The sequence below is a fragment of the Desulfuromonas svalbardensis genome (assembly GCF_055389415.1).
This window is the reverse complement of the sequence record NZ_AP042416.1, coordinates 3,101,662-3,123,979: the sequence shown is the minus strand read 5'-3', so window position 1 is coordinate 3,123,979 and position 22,318 is coordinate 3,101,662. Positions and strand designations below refer to the sequence as shown.

Here is a 22,318-nt window from a genome sequence, read left to right as displayed (position 1 = left end):
TAATATTGGGCCATTTTTTTATTAAAAAACTGGTCATTAGTACCTTGGTACAATGTTTTTTCTCGACCCCCTCTGCTAGTATCCCTACGACTAAAATAGTTTATAAATCATTGATTTTATAGATCGTTCCTCAAAGGAGTAATTCCTATGGCTGTTGCGCGTCCCGTTGCTGTTATCGTGTCTGTTATTGGTAAGGCTTATGTTCGTCATGAAAATGGTGAGCTCGTTGAACTCAAAGCAGGCGATATTGTACTCGAAGGGCAGGTGGTCATCACTTCCGCCGATGGTCGTGTAGAACTCGATTTTGGTGGTGGTTCCCCATTTTCGTTGCAGCCCAATCAAACCGTGCAGATGACCGCTGAACTAACGGAGTCATTGCAGCCTAGCATTGAGGAAAGTGCCCTTCAGGAAGATAGCTTCGATCAGATCGTCCAAGCCCTCGAAAATGGTGGTGACTTAGACGCTGTTCTTGAGGCTCCAGCCGCAGGTACAACAGGTGATGGTGATGCGGGGAGCAGTTTTGTTCGACTGACGAGTGTCATTGAAGAGCTTGACCCTTCTGAAATGTTGACCAGTCAAGCTGTTGCGGAAGAGATTGTTGTCGATGATCCGTTTCAGACTGATGACCTGTTGGGTGATGATGGAGCAGGAGATGTTGTTGCTACACTAGCAGAAGATGCACCAACCGTAGCCCTAGCAGCACCAAGCGATACCGGCACCCCCGGCGATAACATTAGCAATGATCCAATCCCTGCGATTGTCGGCACCGGCACTCCAGGAGATAGCGTAAGTGGCACCATTGGTGGTACCCCTTATGGTCCAATCACCGTTCCGGCAAGTGGAGAGTGGACATTTACACCATCCGCTGACTTACCCGAAGGTCCTGTTGACATCACCGTTACAACCGAAGACCCAGCAGGAAATATTACCCCTGGCGCATCCGTGACGATCACCGTTGATACCACCGCTCCCGAAGTCGACCTCAACGATATCGCACTGACTAACGATGATACCCCTGAGCTTACCGGCACCGTAGATGATCCTGCTACCGCAGTTGTAGTCACCATTGCTGGCGTCGAATATCCAGCAGTAAATAATGGTGATGGAACGTGGACCCTTGCCGATAATGTTGTAGCAACCCTTGGTGATGGCACAACACCTGTAGCTGTCAGCGCAACCGACATCGCCGGCAATACTGGCACAGGTGATGGCACAGTAATCGTCGATGTAACTGCACCCGATGCACCAACCGTAGAACTCTCTCCATCAAGCGATACCGGAGTTCCTGTCGATAATACAACAAATGACCCAACACCCGAGATTATCGGAACAGGTACCCCTGGAGATATCATCAGCGGCACCATTGGAGGTCTCCCTTACGGTCCAATCACCGTTCCGGCAAGTGGAGAGTGGACATTTACACCATCCGCTGACTTACCCGAAGGTCCTGTTGACATCACCGTTACAACCGAAGACCCAGCAGGAAATATTACCCCTGGCGCATCCGTGACGATCACTGTTGATACCACCGCTCCCGAAGTCGACCTCAACGATATCGCACTGACTAACGATGATACCCCTGAGCTTACCGGCACCGTAGATGATCCTGCTACCGCAGTTGTAGTCACCATTGCTGGCGTCGAATATCCAGCAGTAAATAATGGTGATGGAACGTGGACCCTTGCCGATAATGTTGTAGCAACCCTTGGTGACGGCACAACAGTAGTAGATGTCAAAGCAACCAATGTCGCCGGCAATACCGGCACAGGCGATGGCACAGTAACCGTCAACCCCGCTGATACCGACGTCAACGCAGCGTTAAGCTTAACCGTGACCCCCGTAGCAGCCGAGTTCATCGCAGATGCGACCAACGCTGGCGATAAAGTTGCCGACGTTAGCGCCAACGATCCCGACGGTAGCGACCTCACATACACCTTAAGTGACAACACCAACTATGTGATCGTCACCAACCTCGATGGCAGCGTCGAAGTCCAGTTAACCGCCGCCGGAGCCTTGATCGTCAATGGTGGTGCCGATTTACCGAACTTTACCGTCAGCGCCGCATCGACCACCGGTCAGATATCAAGCGATGACGCCACCGTCAACCCCGCTGATACCGACGTCAACGCAGCGTTAAGCTTAACCGTGACCCCCGTAGCAGCCGAGTTCATCGCAGATTCGACCAACGCTGGCGATAAAGTTGCCGACGTTAGCGCCAACGATCCCGACGGTAGCGACCTCACATACACCTTAAGTGACAACACCAACTATGTGATCGTCACCAACCTCGATGGCAGCGTCGAAGTCCAGTTAACCGCCGCCGGAGCCTTGATCGTCAATGGTGGTGCCGATTTACCGAACTTTACCGTCAGCGCCGCATCGACCACCGGTCAGATATCAAGCGATGACGCCACCGTCAACCCCGCTGATACCGACGTCAACGCAGCGTTAAGCTTAACCGTGACCCCCGTAGCAGCCGAGTTCATCGCAGATTCGACCAACGCTGGCGATAAAGTTGCCGACGTTAGCGCCAACGATCCCGACGGTAGCGACCTCACATACACCTTAAGTGACAACACCAACTATGTGATCGTCACCAACCTCGATGGCAGCGTCGAAGTCCAGTTAACCGCCGCCGGAGCCTTGATCGTCAATGGTGGTGCCGATTTACCGAACTTTACCGTCAGCGCCGCATCGACCACCGGTCAGATATCAAGCGATGACGCCACCGTCAACCCCGCTGATACCGACGTCAACGCAGCGTTAAGCTTAACCGTGACCCCCGTAGCAGCCGAGTTCATCGCAGATTCGACCAACGCTGGCGATAAAGTTGCCGACGTTAGCGCCAACGATCCCGACGGTAGCGACCTCACATACACCTTAAGTGACAACACCAACTATGTGATCGTCACCAACCTCGATGGCAGCGTCGAAGTCCAGTTAACCGCCGCCGGAGCCTTGATCGTCAATGGTGGTGCCGATTTACCGAACTTTACCGTCAGCGCCGCATCGACCACCGGTCAGATATCAAGCGATGACGCCACCGTCAACCCCGCTGATACCGACGTCAACGCAGCGTTAAGCTTAACCGTGACCCCCGTAGCAGCCGAGTTCATCGCAGATTCGACCAACGCTGGCGATAAAGTTGCCGACGTTAGCGCCAACGATCCCGACGGTAGCGACCTCACATACACCTTAAGTGACAACACCAACTATGTGATCGTCACCAACCTCGATGGCAGCGTCGAAGTCCAGTTAACCGCCGCCGGAGCCTTGATCGTCAATGGTGGTGCCGATTTACCGAACTTTACCGTCAGCGCCGCATCGACCACCGGTCAGATATCAAGCGATGACGCCACCGTCAACCCCGCTGATACCGACGTCAACGCAGCGTTAAGCTTAACCGTGACCCCCGTAGCAGCCGAGTTCATCGCAGATTCGACCAACGCTGGCGATAAAGTTGCCGACGTTAGCGCCAACGATCCCGACGGTAGCGACCTCACATACACCTTAAGTGACAACACCAACTATGTGATCGTCACCAACCTCGATGGCAGCGTCGAAGTCCAGTTAACCGCCGCCGGAGCCTTGATCGTCAATGGTGGTGCCGATTTACCGAACTTTACCGTCAGCGCCGCATCGACCACCGGTCAGATATCAAGCGATGACGCCACCGTCAACCCCGCTGATACCGACGTCAACGCAGCGTTAAGCTTAACCGTGACCCCCGTAGCAGCCGAGTTCATCGCAGATTCGACCAACGCTGGCGATAAAGTTGCCGACGTTAGCGCCAACGATCCCGACGGTAGCGACCTCACATACACCTTAAGTGACAACACCAACTATGTGATCGTCACCAACCTCGATGGCAGCGTCGAAGTCCAGTTAACCGCCGCCGGAGCCTTGATCGTCAATGGTGGTGCCGATTTACCGAACTTTACCGTCAGCGCCGCATCGACCACCGGTCAGATATCAAGCGATGACGCCACCGTCAACCCCGCTGATACCGACGTCAACGCAGCGTTAAGCTTAACCGTGACCCCCGTAGCAGCCGAGTTCATCGCAGATTCGACCAACGCTGGCGATAAAGTTGCCGACGTTAGCGCCAACGATCCCGACGGTAGCGACCTCACATACACCTTAAGTGACAACACCAACTATGTGATCGTCACCAACCTCGATGGCAGCGTCGAAGTCCAGTTAACCGCCGCCGGAGCCTTGATCGTCAATGGTGGTGCCGATTTACCGAACTTTACCGTCAGCGCCGCATCGACCACCGGTCAGATATCAAGCGATGACGCCACCGTCAACCCCGCTGATACCGACGTCAACGCAGCGTTAAGCTTAACCGTGACCCCCGTAGCAGCCGAGTTCATCGCAGATTCGACCAACGCTGGCGATAAAGTTGCCGACGTTAGCGCCAACGATCCCGACGGTAGCGACCTCACATACACCTTAAGTGACAACACCAACTATGTGATCGTCACCAACCTCGATGGCAGCGTCGAAGTCCAGTTAACCGCCGCCGGAGCCTTGATCGTCAATGGTGGTGCCGATTTACCGAACTTTACCGTCAGCGCCGCATCGACCACCGGTCAGATATCAAGCGATGACGCCACCGTCAACCCCGCTGATACCGACGTCAACGCAGCGTTAAGCTTAACCGTGACCCCCGTAGCAGCCGAGTTCATCGCAGATTCGACCAACGCTGGCGATAAAGTTGCCGACGTTAGCGCCAACGATCCCGACGGTAGCGACCTCACATACACCTTAAGTGACAACACCAACTATGTGATCGTCACCAACCTCGATGGCAGCGTCGAAGTCCAGTTAACCGCCGCCGGAGCCTTGATCGTCAATGGTGGTGCCGATTTACCGAACTTTACCGTCAGCGCCGCATCGACCACCGGTCAGATATCAAGCGATGACGCCACCGTCAACCCCGCTGATACCGACGTCAACGCAGCGTTAAGCTTAACCGTGACCCCCGTAGCAGCCGAGTTCATCGCAGATTCGACCAACGCTGGCGATAAAGTTGCCGACGTTAGCGCCAACGATCCCGACGGTAGCGACCTCACATACACCTTAAGTGACAACACCAACTATGTGATCGTCACCAACCTCGATGGCAGCGTCGAAGTCCAGTTAACCGCCGCCGGAGCCTTGATCGTCAATGGTGGTGCCGATTTACCGAACTTTACCGTCAGCGCCGCATCGACCACCGGTCAGATATCAAGCGATGACGCCACCGTCAACCCCGCTGATACCGACGTCAACGCAGCGTTAAGCTTAACCGTGACCCCCGTAGCAGCCGAGTTCATCGCAGATTCGACCAACGCTGGCGATAAAGTTGCCGACGTTAGCGCCAACGATCCCGACGGTAGCGACCTCACATACACCTTAAGTGACAACACCAACTATGTGATCGTCACCAACCTCGATGGCAGCGTCGAAGTCCAGTTAACCGCCGCCGGAGCCTTGATCGTCAATGGTGGTGCCGATTTACCGAACTTTACCGTCAGCGCCGCATCGACCACCGGTCAGATATCAAGCGATGACGCCACCGTCAACCCCGCTGATACCGACGTCAACGCAGCGTTAAGCTTAACCGTGACCCCCGTAGCAGCCGAGTTCATCGCAGATTCGACCAACGCTGGCGATAAAGTTGCCGACGTTAGCGCCAACGATCCCGACGGTAGCGACCTCACATACACCTTAAGTGACAACACCAACTATGTGATCGTCACCAACCTCGATGGCAGCGTCGAAGTCCAGTTAACCGCCGCCGGAGCCTTGATCGTCAATGGTGGTGCCGATTTACCGAACTTTACCGTCAGCGCCGCATCGACCACCGGTCAGATATCAAGCGATGACGCCACCGTCAACCCCGCTGATACCGACGTCAACGCAGCGTTAAGCTTAACCGTGACCCCCGTAGCAGCCGAGTTCATCGCAGATTCGACCAACGCTGGCGATAAAGTTGCCGACGTTAGCGCCAACGATCCCGACGGTAGCGACCTCACATACACCTTAAGTGACAACACCAACTATGTGATCGTCACCAACCTCGATGGCAGCGTCGAAGTCCAGTTAACCGCCGCCGGAGCCTTGATCGTCAATGGTGGTGCCGATTTACCGAACTTTACCGTCAGCGCCGCATCGACCACCGGTCAGATATCAAGCGATGACGCCACCGTCAACCCCGCTGATACCGACGTCAACGCAGCGTTAAGCTTAACCGTGACCCCCGTAGCAGCCGAGTTCATCGCAGATTCGACCAACGCTGGCGATAAAGTTGCCGACGTTAGCGCCAACGATCCCGACGGTAGCGACCTCACATACACCTTAAGTGACAACACCAACTATGTGATCGTCACCAACCTCGATGGCAGCGTCGAAGTCCAGTTAACCGCCGCCGGAGCCTTGATCGTCAATGGTGGTGCCGATTTACCGAACTTTACCGTCAGCGCCGCATCGACCACCGGTCAGATATCAAGCGATGACGCCACCGTCAACCCCGCTGATACCGACGTCAACGCAGCGTTAAGCTTAACCGTGACCCCCGTAGCAGCCGAGTTCATCGCAGATTCGACCAACGCTGGCGATAAAGTTGCCGACGTTAGCGCCAACGATCCCGACGGTAGCGACCTCACATACACCTTAAGTGACAACACCAACTATGTGATCGTCACCAACCTCGATGGCAGCGTCGAAGTCCAGTTAACCGCCGCCGGAGCCTTGATCGTCAATGGTGGTGCCGATTTACCGAACTTTACCGTCAGCGCCGCATCGACCACCGGTCAGATATCAAGCGATGACGCCACCGTCAACCCCGCTGATACCGACGTCAACGCAGCGTTAAGCTTAACCGTGACCCCCGTAGCAGCCGAGTTCATCGCAGATTCGACCAACGCTGGCGATAAAGTTGCCGACGTTAGCGCCAACGATCCCGACGGTAGCGACCTCACATACACCTTAAGTGACAACACCAACTATGTGATCGTCACCAACCTCGATGGCAGCGTCGAAGTCCAGTTAACCGCCGCCGGAGCCTTGATCGTCAATGGTGGTGCCGATTTACCGAACTTTACCGTCAGCGCCGCATCGACCACCGGTCAGATATCAAGCGATGACGCCACCGTCAACCCCGCTGATACCGACGTCAACGCAGCGTTAAGCTTAACCGTGACCCCCGTAGCAGCCGAGTTCATCGCAGATTCGACCAACGCTGGCGATAAAGTTGCCGACGTTAGCGCCAACGATCCCGACGGTAGCGACCTCACATACACCTTAAGTGACAACACCAACTATGTGATCGTCACCAACCTCGATGGCAGCGTCGAAGTCCAGTTAACCGCCGCCGGAGCCTTGATCGTCAATGGTGGTGCCGATTTACCGAACTTTACCGTCAGCGCCGCATCGACCACCGGTCAGATATCAAGCGATGACGCCACCGTCAACCCCGCTGATACCGACGTCAACGCAGCGTTAAGCTTAACCGTGACCCCCGTAGCAGCCGAGTTCATCGCAGATTCGACCAACGCTGGCGATAAAGTTGCCGACGTTAGCGCCAACGATCCCGACGGTAGCGACCTCACATACACCTTAAGTGACAACACCAACTATGTGATCGTCACCAACCTCGATGGCAGCGTCGAAGTCCAGTTAACCGCCGCCGGAGCCTTGATCGTCAATGGTGGTGCCGATTTACCGAACTTTACCGTCAGCGCCGCATCGACCACCGGTCAGATATCAAGCGATGACGCCACCGTCAACCCCGCTGATACCGACGTCAACGCAGCGTTAAGCTTAACCGTGACCCCCGTAGCAGCCGAGTTCATCGCAGATTCGACCAACGCTGGCGATAAAGTTGCCGACGTTAGCGCCAACGATCCCGACGGTAGCGACCTCACATACACCTTAAGTGACAACACCAACTATGTGATCGTCACCAACCTCGATGGCAGCGTCGAAGTCCAGTTAACCGCCGCCGGAGCCTTGATCGTCAATGGTGGTGCCGATTTACCGAACTTTACCGTCAGCGCCGCATCGACCACCGGTCAGATATCAAGCGATGACGCCACCGTCAACCCCGCTGATACCGACGTCAACGCAGCGTTAAGCTTAACCGTGACCCCCGTAGCAGCCGAGTTCATCGCAGATTCGACCAACGCTGGCGATAAAGTTGCCGACGTTAGCGCCAACGATCCCGACGGTAGCGACCTCACATACACCTTAAGTGACAACACCAACTATGTGATCGTCACCAACCTCGATGGCAGCGTCGAAGTCCAGTTAACCGCCGCCGGAGCCTTGATCGTCAATGGTGGTGCCGATTTACCGAACTTTACCGTCAGCGCCGCATCGACCACCGGTCAGATATCAAGCGATGACGCCACCGTCAACCCCGCTGATACCGACGTCAACGCAGCGTTAAGCTTAACCGTGACCCCCGTAGCAGCCGAGTTCATCGCAGATTCGACCAACGCTGGCGATAAAGTTGCCGACGTTAGCGCCAACGATCCCGACGGTAGCGACCTCACATACACCTTAAGTGACAACACCAACTATGTGATCGTCACCAACCTCGATGGCAGCGTCGAAGTCCAGTTAACCGCCGCCGGAGCCTTGATCGTCAATGGTGGTGCCGATTTACCGAACTTTACCGTCAGCGCCGCATCGACCACCGGTCAGATATCAAGCGATGACGCCACCGTCAACCCCGCTGATACCGACGTCAACGCAGCGTTAAGCTTAACCGTGACCCCCGTAGCAGCCGAGTTCATCGCAGATTCGACCAACGCTGGCGATAAAGTTGCCGACGTTAGCGCCAACGATCCCGACGGTAGCGACCTCACATACACCTTAAGTGACAACACCAACTATGTGATCGTCACCAACCTCGATGGCAGCGTCGAAGTCCAGTTAACCGCCGCCGGAGCCTTGATCGTCAATGGTGGTGCCGATTTACCGAACTTTACCGTCAGCGCCGCATCGACCACCGGTCAGATATCAAGCGATGACGCCACCGTCAACCCCGCTGATACCGACGTCAACGCAGCGTTAAGCTTAACCGTGCCCCCCGTAGCAGCCGAGTTCATCGCAGATTCGACCAACGCTGGCGATAAAGTTGCCGACGTTAGCGCCAACGATCCCGACGGTAGCGACCTCACATACACCTTAAGTGACAACACCAACTATGTGATCGTCACCAACCTCGATGGCAGCGTCGAAGTCCAGTTAACCGCCGCCGGAGCCTTGATCGTCAATGGTGGTGCCGATTTACCGAACTTTACCGTCAGCGCCGCATCGACCACCGGTCAGATATCAAGCGATGACGCCACCGTCAACCCCGCTGATACCGACGTCAACGCAGCGTTAAGCTTAACCGTGACCCCCGTAGCAGCCGAGTTCATCGCAGATTCGACCAACGCTGGCGATAAAGTTGCCGACGTTAGCGCCAACGATCCCGACGGTAGCGACCTCACATACACCTTAAGTGACAACACCAACTATGTGATCGTCACCAACCTCGATGGCAGCGTCGAAGTCCAGTTAACCGCCGCCGGAGCCTTGATCGTCAATGGTGGTGCCGATTTACCGAACTTTACCGTCAGCGCCGCATCGACCACCGGTCAGATATCAAGCGATGACGCCACCGTCAACCCCGCTGATACCGACGTCAACGCAGCGTTAAGCTTAACCGTGACCCCCGTAGCAGCCGAGTTCATCGCAGATTCGACCAACGCTGGCGATAAAGTTGCCGACGTTAGCGCCAACGATCCCGACGGTAGCGACCTCACATACACCTTAAGTGACAACACCAACTATGTGATCGTCACCAACCTCGATGGCAGCGTCGAAGTCCAGTTAACCGCCGCCGGAGCCTTGATCGTCAATGGTGGTGCCGATTTACCGAACTTTACCGTCAGCGCCGCATCGACCACCGGTCAGATATCAAGCGATGACGCCACCGTCAACCCCGCTGATACCGACGTCAACGCAGCGTTAAGCTTAACCGTGACCCCCGTAGCAGCCGAGTTCATCGCAGATTCGACCAACGCTGGCGATAAAGTTGCCGACGTTAGCGCCAACGATCCCGACGGTAGCGACCTCACATACACCTTAAGTGACAACACCAACTATGTGATCGTCACCAACCTCGATGGCAGCGTCGAAGTCCAGTTAACCGCCGCCGGAGCCTTGATCGTCAATGGTGGTGCCGATTTACCGAACTTTACCGTCAGCGCCGCATCGACCACCGGTCAGATATCAAGCGATGACGCCACCGTCAACCCCGCTGATACCGACGTCAACGCAGCGTTAAGCTTAACCGTGACCCCCGTAGCAGCCGAGTTCATCGCAGATTCGACCAACGCTGGCGATAAAGTTGCCGACGTTAGCGCCAACGATCCCGACGGTAGCGACCTCACATACACCTTAAGTGACAACACCAACTATGTGATCGTCACCAACCTCGATGGCAGCGTCGAAGTCCAGTTAACCGCCGCCGGAGCCTTGATCGTCAATGGTGGTGCCGATTTACCGAACTTTACCGTCAGCGCCGCATCGACCACCGGTCAGATATCAAGCGATGACGCCACCGTCAACCCCGCTGATACCGACGTCAACGACGCCCCTGTTGCCGAAAATGACGGACCTTTAACGACTGCCGAAGAGACCCAGTTGAGCAACATCAACGTGCTCGGCAACGACAGCGATGCCGACAACGATACACTGAGCGTCACCGCTGCCAACGCCGCGAACGGCACAGTAATAATCAACGCCGATGGCAGCTTAAACTACACACCGAACGCCGACTTCGTTGGCGCAGACAGCATCAGCTACAGCATCAGCGATGGCAAAGGTGGCAGCGCCAGCGCGAGTGTGAGCATCAATGTTACCAACGTCAACGACGCGCCCGTCGTTGATCTCGATGCCGATAACAGTAGCGGTTCTGCTGGTGTAAACTATGAAACCACCTTCACCGAAGGCGGCGGTGGGGTAGCTATTGCCGACAGCGATATCGCAATCAGCGATATCGACGACACCCACATTGAGAGTGCCGTTATCACCATCACCAATGTTGAAGTTGACGACCTGCTTATTGTCGGTTCCCTTCCCACCGGTATTACCGCCGGGGCCTATGATGCGACTACGGGCACCATCACGTTGACCGGATCCTCCACTTTGACGGATTACCAGCAGGCGATCCGCGCCATCCAGTTTGACAACGTCGGCAACTCTATCGGCACGGATCGCACCATCGAGGTGACCGTCAACGACGGCCAGATTGACAGCAATACGGCCGTGAGCACCGTTAATATCACTACGGTTCCGACCATCAGTATTGATGATGTTTGTGTCCAGGAACCGGACAGCGGCACCACCACCATGACCTTCACGGTGTCCATCGACCAAGCACTCGATTCAGAGCTGACTTTTGATTACCAAACTGTTGATATGAGCGCCGTGGCCGGCTCCGACTACGTCGGTATCGGCACGGCTACTGGGACGATCGCAGTCGGCGAAACCACTGCGACCATTACAGTCACGATCAACAGTGATGCAAATGTTTTCGAGGGCGATGAGTCCTTCACCCTTGATCTTTCCAATTTTAACCAAACGGTCAATTTCCAGTCCGGGGCGCACCTGACGGGAGGAGGCGTCCAGGGTATCGGCAGCATCGGCGCCGATAACGGGGCTCCGGTTGCTATCAATGATACCTTCATCACCGCACCCGATACGGCGCTGGTCACCGGCAATGTGCTGGCCAATGACATTCTGGTCGACAATGCAGTTTACGATTCTCATGACGGGACATCGGCCAATGGCGGCACCGTGACTTGGAACTGTGACGGAACTTTTACCTACACCCCAGACAGTGGCTTTACTGGAACCGATACCTTCACTTACACGGTGATCGATGATGACGGCGAAACCGACACGGCTACCGTGTCCATCGAAGTTTCCGATGCCACCGTCAATCCGCCGCTTGTCTCATTGGTGCCGGATACCAGTTATACTGAAAATGATGCAGCTATCAGTATCCTGTCGGGTACGACCCTGACCGATGTGGACAGCTCCACGCTTGCCTCCGTGGTTGTCAAGGTCGATGGCTACATCGGTTCGCAAGATGTCCTTGACTATTTGACGGCTGGCACCAGTGTGAATGCCAGTGTTTCCGTGAGTGGATCCACTTGGGAGATCACCCTGACCAATGGGGCGGATATCAACGAATACCAGTCCGTTCTGAACTCTCTGACCTACGCGAATACGTCGGACAACCCGAGCGCGTCTACACGGGCCATCACCGTCACTGCTTACGATGAAACCTATAACAACCTGTTTAGCAGTGACTCTGGCAACCTCAGCGTTCTGCCTGTCAATGACGCACCGAATGTATTTGATAACAACGGCTTCTATGTTGCCGATTCATTGGACAACGGCCTAAATATCACCATACCGACCGATCCTGATACGGATGACGCTGACCTGATCATCACAGTCACCGGTGTACCCGCAACTCTGGGGACGGTCACCCTCGCCGACGGGACACTGGTCGCTATCGGCGACACCCTTACGCAGACCGAACTGGCTGCGCTGCAATTCGATGCGGACAGCACCGATGGCAAGGAATCATTTACCTACTCTGTCTTCGACGGTGTTCTGACCACAACTGGTAGCACAGTGATCAGTGTGGGTTCGACCGATCCAGATTCCGGCACCGTATACGAAAGCGCTCTGGCTGATGGGACCGGTACAGACAATGGATTGGCAACTGTCAGCGGTAATCTATTTGCCAATGATGCAGCGGCCGGTAATGCCATCGACAGTGTGGATTTCAATGCCGCAAATTACACCTCGATTGGTGGTGTAATTACTATCGATACTGAGGTCGGTACCCTGACGGTCTATGCTGATGACTCTGCCTCTGGGTATAGCGCTGGTGATTATGTGTATGAACTTACTTCAGCGGATGATACAGGTTCAGATGTAACTGAAAGTTTCACTTATCATTTTACTAATAGTGGAACGGCACTCTCCGATACATTATCTATAACTATTGAAGATGACGAACCTGTAGCAAATGACCTAGTTGAGTCAGTTCCTGAATCGGAAGAGCAGATTTTTAATGTGGTTCTTACTCTTGATGACTCAGGTAGTATGAACAGAGGGTCAGAATCCGGTTCTTATACCCTTGTTGATGATGAATTGACACGGATGGAGGTGGCAAAGCAAGCGCTAGAAGCTCTTGCTGGAGAATATTTTGATCAGTCATCGCAGGCAACGGTGACACTCGTTACCTTCAACTCAGCAGCTACATTTGTTGGCACGTACGATACTTATGAAGGTTTTGAAACTGCAATGTTGGATGTCGGTGCAGGTGGCGGAACGAATTACGTTAACGCAACAGATGAGATAATGATTCAATTAGCAGCCGGTTTGGCATCTCAAGATCCTGATGATGATGTGCAGAATATCTCATATTTCATTTCTGATGGTGAGCCGAATGATGGAACATCTTCGATAGGTAGTGGATATATCGAATATATGAGCAGCAATGGAATTGATTCCTATGCCGTGGGCATAGGATCAACTTTGCCAGATGACCGTTCTGATCTCAATTATATTCACAATATCGATTCTATGGGAGCAGGGTATGGAACTGTAGATGATGCTTTAATTGTTGAAGATGTATCTCAATTAAAATCAGTTTTACTCAGCACTGTTCCAACCGCCTATGGTGGCAATATTACAGTAGATGTAAACAGTAGCATCTCCAATGTTCTTTTTGGTGCAGATGGAGGGTTTGTCGAATCTATTAGCCTCCAACTTGATCCTGAAGGCGATGGAACCTCAAGTGAATATCAAATTACCTATGATGGTACTTCAGTAACGTTACCTGCGGATCTATCGTCTGTAGACACCGACGGCTCAGCCATTACACTGGGGGCTGGTGATGGATTTGATTATGGAACGTTCAGTCTTGATTTTTCTGATGGAAGTTACACCTTCAGCGCACCGAATGGTACGGCACCAGGAACTTTTGAATTTGATTTCACCGTAGTTGATGGAGATGGAGATGCCGATACCGCCACAGCAACCATCAATATTGTTGACGATTCACCAGAGGCCCGGGACGACCTCGATTCAATATCCGCTGGCGATGTAGCAGAAGGAAATGTCATTACCGCAATAGGAACGGACGGCGGAAGTGAATTTGGTGAGAAGTATACTTCCTTTGCCCGTCAGGGTGGAGGTGTCGATAAAATTGTAGATGATGCTGTTGTTACAGACTTTACCTATAAGGGAGAAACCATCTCTTTGGCTGATTCTCATACGGTAACGACAATAACGTCACCGGACCCAACAGGTATTTCTGAAAATATTGCGATCAACAGCAGCACTGATTGGTCTTCCTCCAATGTATCTTTAAGCAGCAATGCAGGGTTCAATACAAATGGAGCTGGCGTAACTGGTGGAGGCAGCGACGCAATGATGGATGAAGATGACGGTGGGAAAGCACTTACTGTCTCTTTTGATATGACCGAGCTGCCAAATGGGGTGGAGAATTTGACTCTGACCCTCGGTGATTTCGAGAGCGGTTATAACGATTCAGTATCAATTACTTTGTATGATTCAGATGGGGTAGAGATCGTAACGAGAGATTATGCGGCAACTAACTCGAATTTTACTGAAGAAATTGATTTGTCAGCATATTCAGGAATCGCTTCTCTGGATATTTCTCGAGACAGTGGTTATGAAATGCAGCTGTCAGACATCTCTTTTGATCCTACTCCAAGTGAATCCTATGATGTTATCTCCTTAGACGCCTCTGGCGGCGACAACGGCAGCAATCTGACCTGGATCTACAGCTACGATACCGATCTGGATGGCAATCTCGTCTTTGATGTAACTGTGACTGATTCGGACGATGGTTCAACATTTGTGATGAGGAGTAATGGTTACTACAATTATGATTCAAATTCTACGACAGGGTCAGAAACTGTTGATTTGACATCTGAAACTAATGTCGCTGACTCTAATTTGAGTGTGTCGATTCGAACTGGCGGCGAAGATTTAGAGTATAACTCTGATGGTGTTGGGGTTGTTGGCGGCGATGGGCAATTGTTGAGTTCTGACGAAGCCATAGTTCTCTCATTTGATTTAACCGAACTGCCTAATGGAGTAGGGGATATCAGCTTAACTTTGAATGATTTTCAATATTATCATAATGATAAAGCAACCATTATTATAACCCATGATTCCGATGGCGACGGAGTGCTGACGACTGTCACCAAGGAATTTGAAGCGAGTGGCTATACTGAGGTGTTAGATCTTTCAGCGTATAGCGGTGTTACTCAGCTGGATATTGAATATACAGGAGTCGGGTATGACTTAGGTGTTCGAAGCATAAGTTATGTTCCTACGAACCGTTCGTCTACGATGCCTGTGTTGGTTGATTACACTCTGACAGATTCTGATGGCCAGGCGGATACCGCTCAACTTGCTATTTACACAACAGAAAATGAAATCACCGGGACAGTCGACGCTGACAGCATTACCGGCGGGGCAATGAATGACGCCATCACCGGTGATGACGATGACGATATCCTGGCCGGCGGCGATGGGCATGATTCTATCTCCGGTGGTACCGGCGCCGATACTCTTTCTGGAGATGCCGGCAACGACTACCTTAGCGGCGGGGCGGATGCCGATACTCTCTTTGGTGGATCCGGTCAGGATCACCTCTCCGGCGATGCTGGTGATGATATCGTGGATGGCGGTACTGGCGACGACATTGTTCAGGGGGGTACCGGTGACGACAAGATTTTCGGTGGTGCCGGGGATGACTTGCTTGAAGGCGAAGATGGTGCTGATATCCTTTCCGGTGGCTCCGGTGATGACACCCTTTTGGGCGGAGCAGGCGCTGACATCCTTTTGGGCGGAGCAGGTGATGACCAACTTGCCGGAGGTCTTGGTTCCGATGTGTTTAAGTGGGAATTGAACGATGGTGGTGATAGTGCCTCTCCTGCTCACGATACGGTTACCGATTTTGGTCAAGCCGGTGCTGATACGTTAGATTTGAGTGATCTTCTTGTTGGTGAAAGTAAAGATGCTGCTGCAGGTGATTCTCATAATCTTGATAACTATCTCCACTTTGATACTAATAATGATGGTGATACGGTTGTTCATGTGAGTAGTACTGGTGACCTAGCGAACGCGGAGGATCAAACGGTCACTCTTACTGATGTGAGTTTAGAGAGTCTTGCTGATTCGTCACTCGATGGTCTTGACAGCGATGCGATTGATGCAAGGATTATCGCCGACATGATCGCAAACGGTAAGTTGATTACAGACTAGGCGGGTGACAGTATGGTTTATGTGAAAAGAGATGAGACCAAGGCAATTGTTGCGGTAAGTACTGAGCTCAGTTCAGAATGTCAGGAGGAGATTGATTCCTCTTCGGTGGAACTGCTGCAATTTTCTCGCACGCTGACGGGCCAAGATGATCCTCTCGTCAATTCTGATTTACCGATGGTTCGAGTGTTGGATGATTTGATTGATATTCTTGTTGCCAGTGGATCGATCCGCTTTACTGATTTTCCTGAACAGGCGCAACAGAAGTTGTTTGAACGACGCACATTACGTCAACAAGGCGATTGCCTGACGTTGTTTGCTGAGGAACAAGATCAAGATTTTTGATGTTAAATAGGTTGCGTTGAAAAAGAATAGGGCCGTAGCAGTAATCTGCTACGGCCCTTTTTTGTGTGGAAGTTGAAGGGGCGGTTAGGCCTCTTTGTTGTCTAATGTGATGCCAGGACCGGTCATGCCATCTAAACCGATCTGAGCTAGGCATTGTTGTTCTTCACTGCTTTCAACCCCTTCGGCAATCACAATTAAACCGATGGTGTGCGCGATGGTACACAGGTTACGCAATAGCGTTTGGTTGGCTTGATTGTTGTCTATATCGCGAATTAAGGCTGCATTAACTTTGAGGTAATCTAAACCAAGGTCGTGTAATTTACTCAGACGTGAAAACTGGGTGCCAACATGTTCAAGGCCGATCTTGCAGCCGAAGGGTTTTAGTTCATGGCAAAACTGTTTAAATTCATCAAAGTTGCGATACGCGCCATACTCTGAAATTTCGAGCCAAAGTTTATTCGCAGCCTGGGGGGATTGTTTAAGTTGCTGAATGAGTGCTTGGCGAAAGTTTGAGTCGCACATGGCTTGATGGGAAAGGTTGATCCCTTGTGGCGCACCGTTTTTGTTGTTATCGCTGATGTTCGCTAATGCTTTGGTGATAATGAATTGATCAAACTGTGGCAATAGTCCGCTGCTAGCCGCAAACGGGATAACAATGCCAGCATGGCACCAGTTGTTGTCGATAAGAACCCGTGATGGCGCTTCCATATGGAGCAGATTCCCGGTCATATTTATTACTGGGTACTGGCCCAGAGTGATTGTGTCAAGTTTGATGGCAGTTTCAAGGGCTTCACGCCAGGCAATGTGGCTAGTAAGCGTTACACTATAACCCTCGGCACGAATCACCTCAACGGTTGACGCTCCTTTTTGTTCGGCCGCAGCGAGTGCGTTATCGGTACGGGATAAAATTGCTGACAGAGAATCTCCCTGTTCAAATACTGTTGCGCCAACGGGGAGCATTAGCTCCGATTTGTGATCAACGGTAGTTAGCAGTTGTTGTAAGTGATCAGCAACTTGTTGGGCAATATCATGGACATCGTTTTGGCCGCTGGCGAGTAGTGATAGGTCGGTACCGTTGAGTCGCCCCGCAATCCAATCGGGTTGTTGTTGGCTCAACTCATCGAGCTTTTGTCCCATTTTTCCAAGAAGTTGATCTACTTGCTGGCGGCCAAGCGCTGAATTGAGCTGTTCCAATTCACTAAATCTGGCGATGATGAGGGTTCCAGATCCACTTGTGTTCTCTCGGTTGCTAACGGTTTTGAGTTGATTAACAAACTGCTGACGATTAAGTAGTCCCGTTACGCTGTCGTAGTGCGCCTGTTGACGGAGTTGTTCTAGCCGTTGTTCCTCTTCGGCGAGTGTCTGCTCAACTTGGCTAGACAGTTGGTTCATAGCACTCACGACGGCGCGAAACTCTAGTGTTTTCGGTTCATCAATACGGATAAATTTTCGTTGGCCAATGGCTTGAGCCTGAGCAATGACTTCGTTTAATGGCCGGGTGATTCGTTTTAAAATTAAGCTTCCAAGCCATCCGCTTAACAGTAAACCGCCTATAAACCACACCGATAATTGTTGTGTTTGTTGCCACATCGATTGATAGGCAAAGCGGCTATGGCTTTGCAACTCAAGGGTGCCGAAAATTGACCATCCATTTTGAATGGGTGCCGTACCTTGTTCAATTTTGATTGGAACGAGATGTTGAAACCACTGTGGTACATCGATTGGTAACGGGGGATTGACCCGTTCAATAATCAACATGCCGTTGGGGTCGTTAATGCGAATATACTGATAGTGCCCGCTATCAAACTGCGCACTGATAAGCAGTTCAAGGCTACCTAGATCTTTATCAAATTGTGAAATAGATAAGGCGAGGGCGTTAACATTGTCTTGATTTTTAAGATGCAGTTGTTGGCGCAGGTAATCTCGTGCTGTAAAGGTACTAATGGTAAAGGTGATGGTGAGGGCCACAACAAGCATCACCACCAGCGATATCCATAACTGTTTATTTAATGACATATACTAAAACCTTCCATTTCAAGGTTGATGGCGTCGCAAAAAGTCCGCCCACCTGCGTTGCAGCGTTTGTTCAAGACTTTCACATACAACCTGTATGCCTTCACCCTTGAACAACCACTACGCCTTGGGGAACGAAATTTTTGCTTAACCATCTTATTTGTTTTTGCGAGACCATCAAGGTTGAGAGTCCTGAAGCTGAATCCCTTCAACTTTCATGCGTGTTAACACATCGCGCCAGTTGGATAAACGTGACGAAGAATCACCGGCGGGTCCTTTTTTACCGTTGATCCATAATTGTTTAGTGTTGAAACTGAAAACGGGTTGAAGATCTGGACGCTTTGCTGCGGGTAATACCTCTTGGCGCAAATTATCGAGTATGAGCGGTTGACTCCCAGGCGTTGGGTAGTAGCTAAGAACCATGTGCGCCTGATTTTTGAACCCGGTGGTTGTTAATACTCTTGCTTTTACATAGGTGAGGCGAAGTTTTTCAATGGGGATACCCAAGAGGTTAAGGGTGATATATTTAGCGAAGGAAAAATCTTCACAGTCCCCCTGGCCCATGCCGAGCGTTTCAAGTGGTGTTGCCCAGTAATCTTCTTTCTTCCACGTTAAACGATCATCGACATAGAGAATGCGTTGATTGAAGAATTGGTTCACTTTGTTGAGTTGTTCATGGATAGAGAGGGGGGCACATTCTGTTTGGATTTGTTGCCAGGCAATAATCGATTGTCGGCCAGTTTTTCCATAGCGTTGTTCGGCGAGGTCTTGTAGTTGGTGTAAATTAAGCGTGATGGCTAGCGAGAAAATGACCGCACAGCTCATGATTAAAATAGACAATACGACTATTTTAATCAGAGAAAATGGGTATTTTATGCTGAACTTATTCGCCACAAGTTGTTCCTTAATGGGGTTTTTATGTTTGGATATTGTTAACTGTTCATTATATACCTTCTTGCGTTGAAGGTGTTCAAAATATAGCAAAACATGACTGGTATTGTTCTATTTTTTAGCTATACAAAAGAATTTATTCACGTTATAAATGCAAAGTTTGCCGTCATTTATTAAAGGTATTTTTTTTGTTTGTGAGGTTTTCTAATGAAGCTCCTAAGCTTGTCTGTTCTTCTATTGTCTCTGCTTTCAATCCCTATTGTTTGTTTGTCTAGTGACGAGTTGACAATGGCGGAATTGTTCCAACCACAACAAGTCAGTGAAATGAATACACTGCGCGCTGTTGTTGTCCAGTCGATTGCTACCAATCCTGAAGTGTTGGCTAGTTGGGAGATCTTCCAATCTGTTGAGTATGAGCAGGATGCTGCTTGGGGTGGTTACCTCCCGAGTGTTGATGTGACTGGGCGAGCGGGCTATGAAGGCTATCGTTCAAATAGTCAAACCAGTGATTATCAAACCGCTGAGGTTTCTTTTGCTTTTACGCAAATGCTTTATGATGGTTTTTTGACGCGCGATGAGGTGGAGAGACTCAGTGCTGAAAAGCTGGTGCGCTTATGTGAACTGTTAGAGATGAGCGAAAATACCGCGTTAACAGTTGTTACTGCTTATGTGGATGTGGTGCGTTACCGTAATCTTCTAGCCTATGCTGAAGAAAATTTGGCGCAGCACCAAGAGGTGTTTGATCAAGTTAAAGAGCGGGTTGATGCTGGCATTAGTCGTGGTGTTGATCTGGATCAGGCAACGGGTCGTTTGGCGCTAGCTCGCTCGAACTGGATGACCGAATCGAATAATCTCCATGATGTTAGTGCTCGTTTTCTGCGGCTTGTCGGTGAACTCCCTGCTGCAACATTACAACCACCGGCTGAGTTGACGCAGATTGAATTGCCCGAAAAAATTGAAGCGGCTCTGCTCAATGCATTTCAACAAAATCCGACAATTAATGCGGCCTTTAATCGTGTTTCCGCAGCGCGTAAGGCAAAGGATGCACGTGAGTCAGCCTTTCATCCGCGTATTGAACTACGTGCTCATCACGATATGGGGGCAGAGAGAGATCTGATTAAAGGGAATAGCAACGAAACTGTTGTTGAGGTTGTTGCAACGGTAAATCTCTACCGTGGAGGTAGTGATTACGCGACGGTGAAACAGTTTACAAGCTACATTAATCAGGTTGTTGACCTGCGTAATAGGGCCTGTCGCGATGTTCGCCAAATACTGACAATTGCCTATAATTCTATTGGTCATTTAGAACGTCAACTTGACCACTTGAAGGCTCATTTACAATCGAGTGAAAAAGCGCGCCAAGCCTATCGAGATCAGTTTGATATTGGCCAACGAACCTTGCTTGACTTGCTTGATACTGAAAATGAATATTTCCAAGCACGACGAGCGTATACCATCGCTTCTTATGATTACGTGTTAGCTCATGCACGTTCTGCTCAAGGGATGGGAACATTACTTAGTTCTCTTGGTGTTCGTAATAACAATGTTCCACTGTTGAATCGCCTGATAAGTGAGCGTGATGAACTTGGTGCTATCTCGTTTTGTACTGAACAGGCCGTTCCTGATCACCTAGTTGAAAAAGGCTCGATCTCCGCTCAGCCGTGGTTAAAGTAGGACATCAATTATTGATCCGTTAACAATTTGTTTTAACTTAACACATGCCGAAGGTTAATCATTTAGATTGACCTTCGGTTTCCCGTTTTAAGATTAATGAAAATTAAGTGGTTATTGTGTTGCGCTCCATTTTAATATGCCCGGATGAGAAGATATTTGCATGGAGAATAACATTCATATCATTGTTGCCGCTGGCGATGGACGATCACGCTCGCTGGTGGTTAAAAAGCGCGTTGCTAAAGCATTAGCTGTGGCAGCAAGTGTTGTTAGCGTAATACTCGTTGTTTCTCTCTATCTATCGTACAACTCTTTAGCGCAACAGCGTGTCTTAATGCAGTTAGAAAGTGAAGTTCAGCGCCTTTCTTCGCAAAATACCCAATTGTTATCCCAAGTGTGCCAACAGGAATCTGAAAAACAAGAACTGTTGAGCAACGCGGTTAATAACTTAAATGAACGTAGTTCACAAATTGAATCGATTCTAACCAAGGTTGGTATTGAAATTCCAGTAAGCGAGGGTGACCAGAATAGTGGTGGGCCTTTTATTGCCGATGTGTCCGATATGGGTAAAGTTAGTGAAGAGGCTCTTTTTGTCTCACAGCAGTTGATTGGCATTGTTGATAGGTTGCCCCTTGGCATTCCCTGCGAAGGCTATTTGTCGTCTAGTTTTGGTGCGCGGCGTGATCCTTTTAATGGCAGAAGAGCGTTCCACAGTGGTATTGATATTGCCCATTACGTTGGTACTAAGGTGTATGCTACTGCCAGTGGTACTGTTACGAGTCGCGGTGCTGTTTCGGGCTACGGTAATATGGTAAAGGTCGCTAATGGTGATCGGTTTATGACTGTTTTTGGTCATCTTGATAAGATTTTAGTTAAAAGAGGACAGCAGATTGCTCGTGGCGATGTGATTGGAACTATGGGGAATACTGGGCGTTCAACAGGGCCACATCTTCATTACGAAATTCGTGATCAGGGTAAAGCGATCAACCCTTATTCTCTCACCTATCTAGCTGAATAATTCTTTATTCCTACA

The 22,318-nt window shown here is 50.9% G+C and carries 6 protein-coding genes; 4 read left to right on the top strand and 2 right to left on the bottom strand.

The window, feature by feature from the left end:
- The first annotated feature begins 147 nt into the window (after positions 1-147).
- The gene (locus ACZ5KY_RS13960; protein WP_464244504.1) at positions 148-16,368 is read left to right on the top strand and encodes a retention module-containing protein; all 16,221 of its coding nucleotides are present in this window, start codon (positions 148-150) and stop codon (positions 16,366-16,368) included.
- A 12-nt stretch (positions 16,369-16,380) separates the two neighbouring features.
- Positions 16,381-16,710, top strand: coding sequence for a tryptophan synthase subunit beta like protein (locus tag ACZ5KY_RS13955; protein ID WP_464244503.1), 330 nt, complete (start codon positions 16,381-16,383; stop codon positions 16,708-16,710).
- Between the two features lie 84 nt (positions 16,711-16,794).
- On the opposite strand, the gene ACZ5KY_RS13950 is transcribed toward ACZ5KY_RS13955, so the two are convergent.
- Positions 16,795-18,726, bottom strand: a complete 1,932-nt coding sequence (locus ACZ5KY_RS13950; RefSeq protein ID WP_464244502.1) for a bifunctional diguanylate cyclase/phosphodiesterase — start codon at positions 18,724-18,726, stop codon at positions 16,795-16,797.
- Positions 18,727-18,900: 174 nt separating this feature from the next.
- A complete protein-coding gene (locus ACZ5KY_RS13945; protein ID WP_464244501.1) occupies positions 18,901-19,617 on the bottom strand; it encodes a transglutaminase-like cysteine peptidase in 717 nt (238 codons plus the stop codon).
- A gap of 285 nt (positions 19,618-19,902) precedes the next feature.
- Between ACZ5KY_RS13945 and ACZ5KY_RS13940 the strand changes: the two genes are divergently transcribed.
- Together ACZ5KY_RS13940 and ACZ5KY_RS13935 are read left to right on the top strand one after the other, a co-directional pair.
- Entirely contained in the window at positions 19,903-21,288 is a 1,386-nt protein-coding gene (locus tag ACZ5KY_RS13940; protein WP_464244500.1) for a TolC family outer membrane protein, read from the top strand.
- Between the two features lie 160 nt (positions 21,289-21,448).
- Positions 21,449-22,303: a peptidoglycan DD-metalloendopeptidase family protein gene (locus tag ACZ5KY_RS13935; RefSeq protein ID WP_464244499.1), complete on the top strand. Its 855-nt coding sequence runs from the start codon at positions 21,449-21,451 to the stop codon at positions 22,301-22,303.
- The last annotated feature ends 15 nt before the right edge of the window (positions 22,304-22,318 follow it).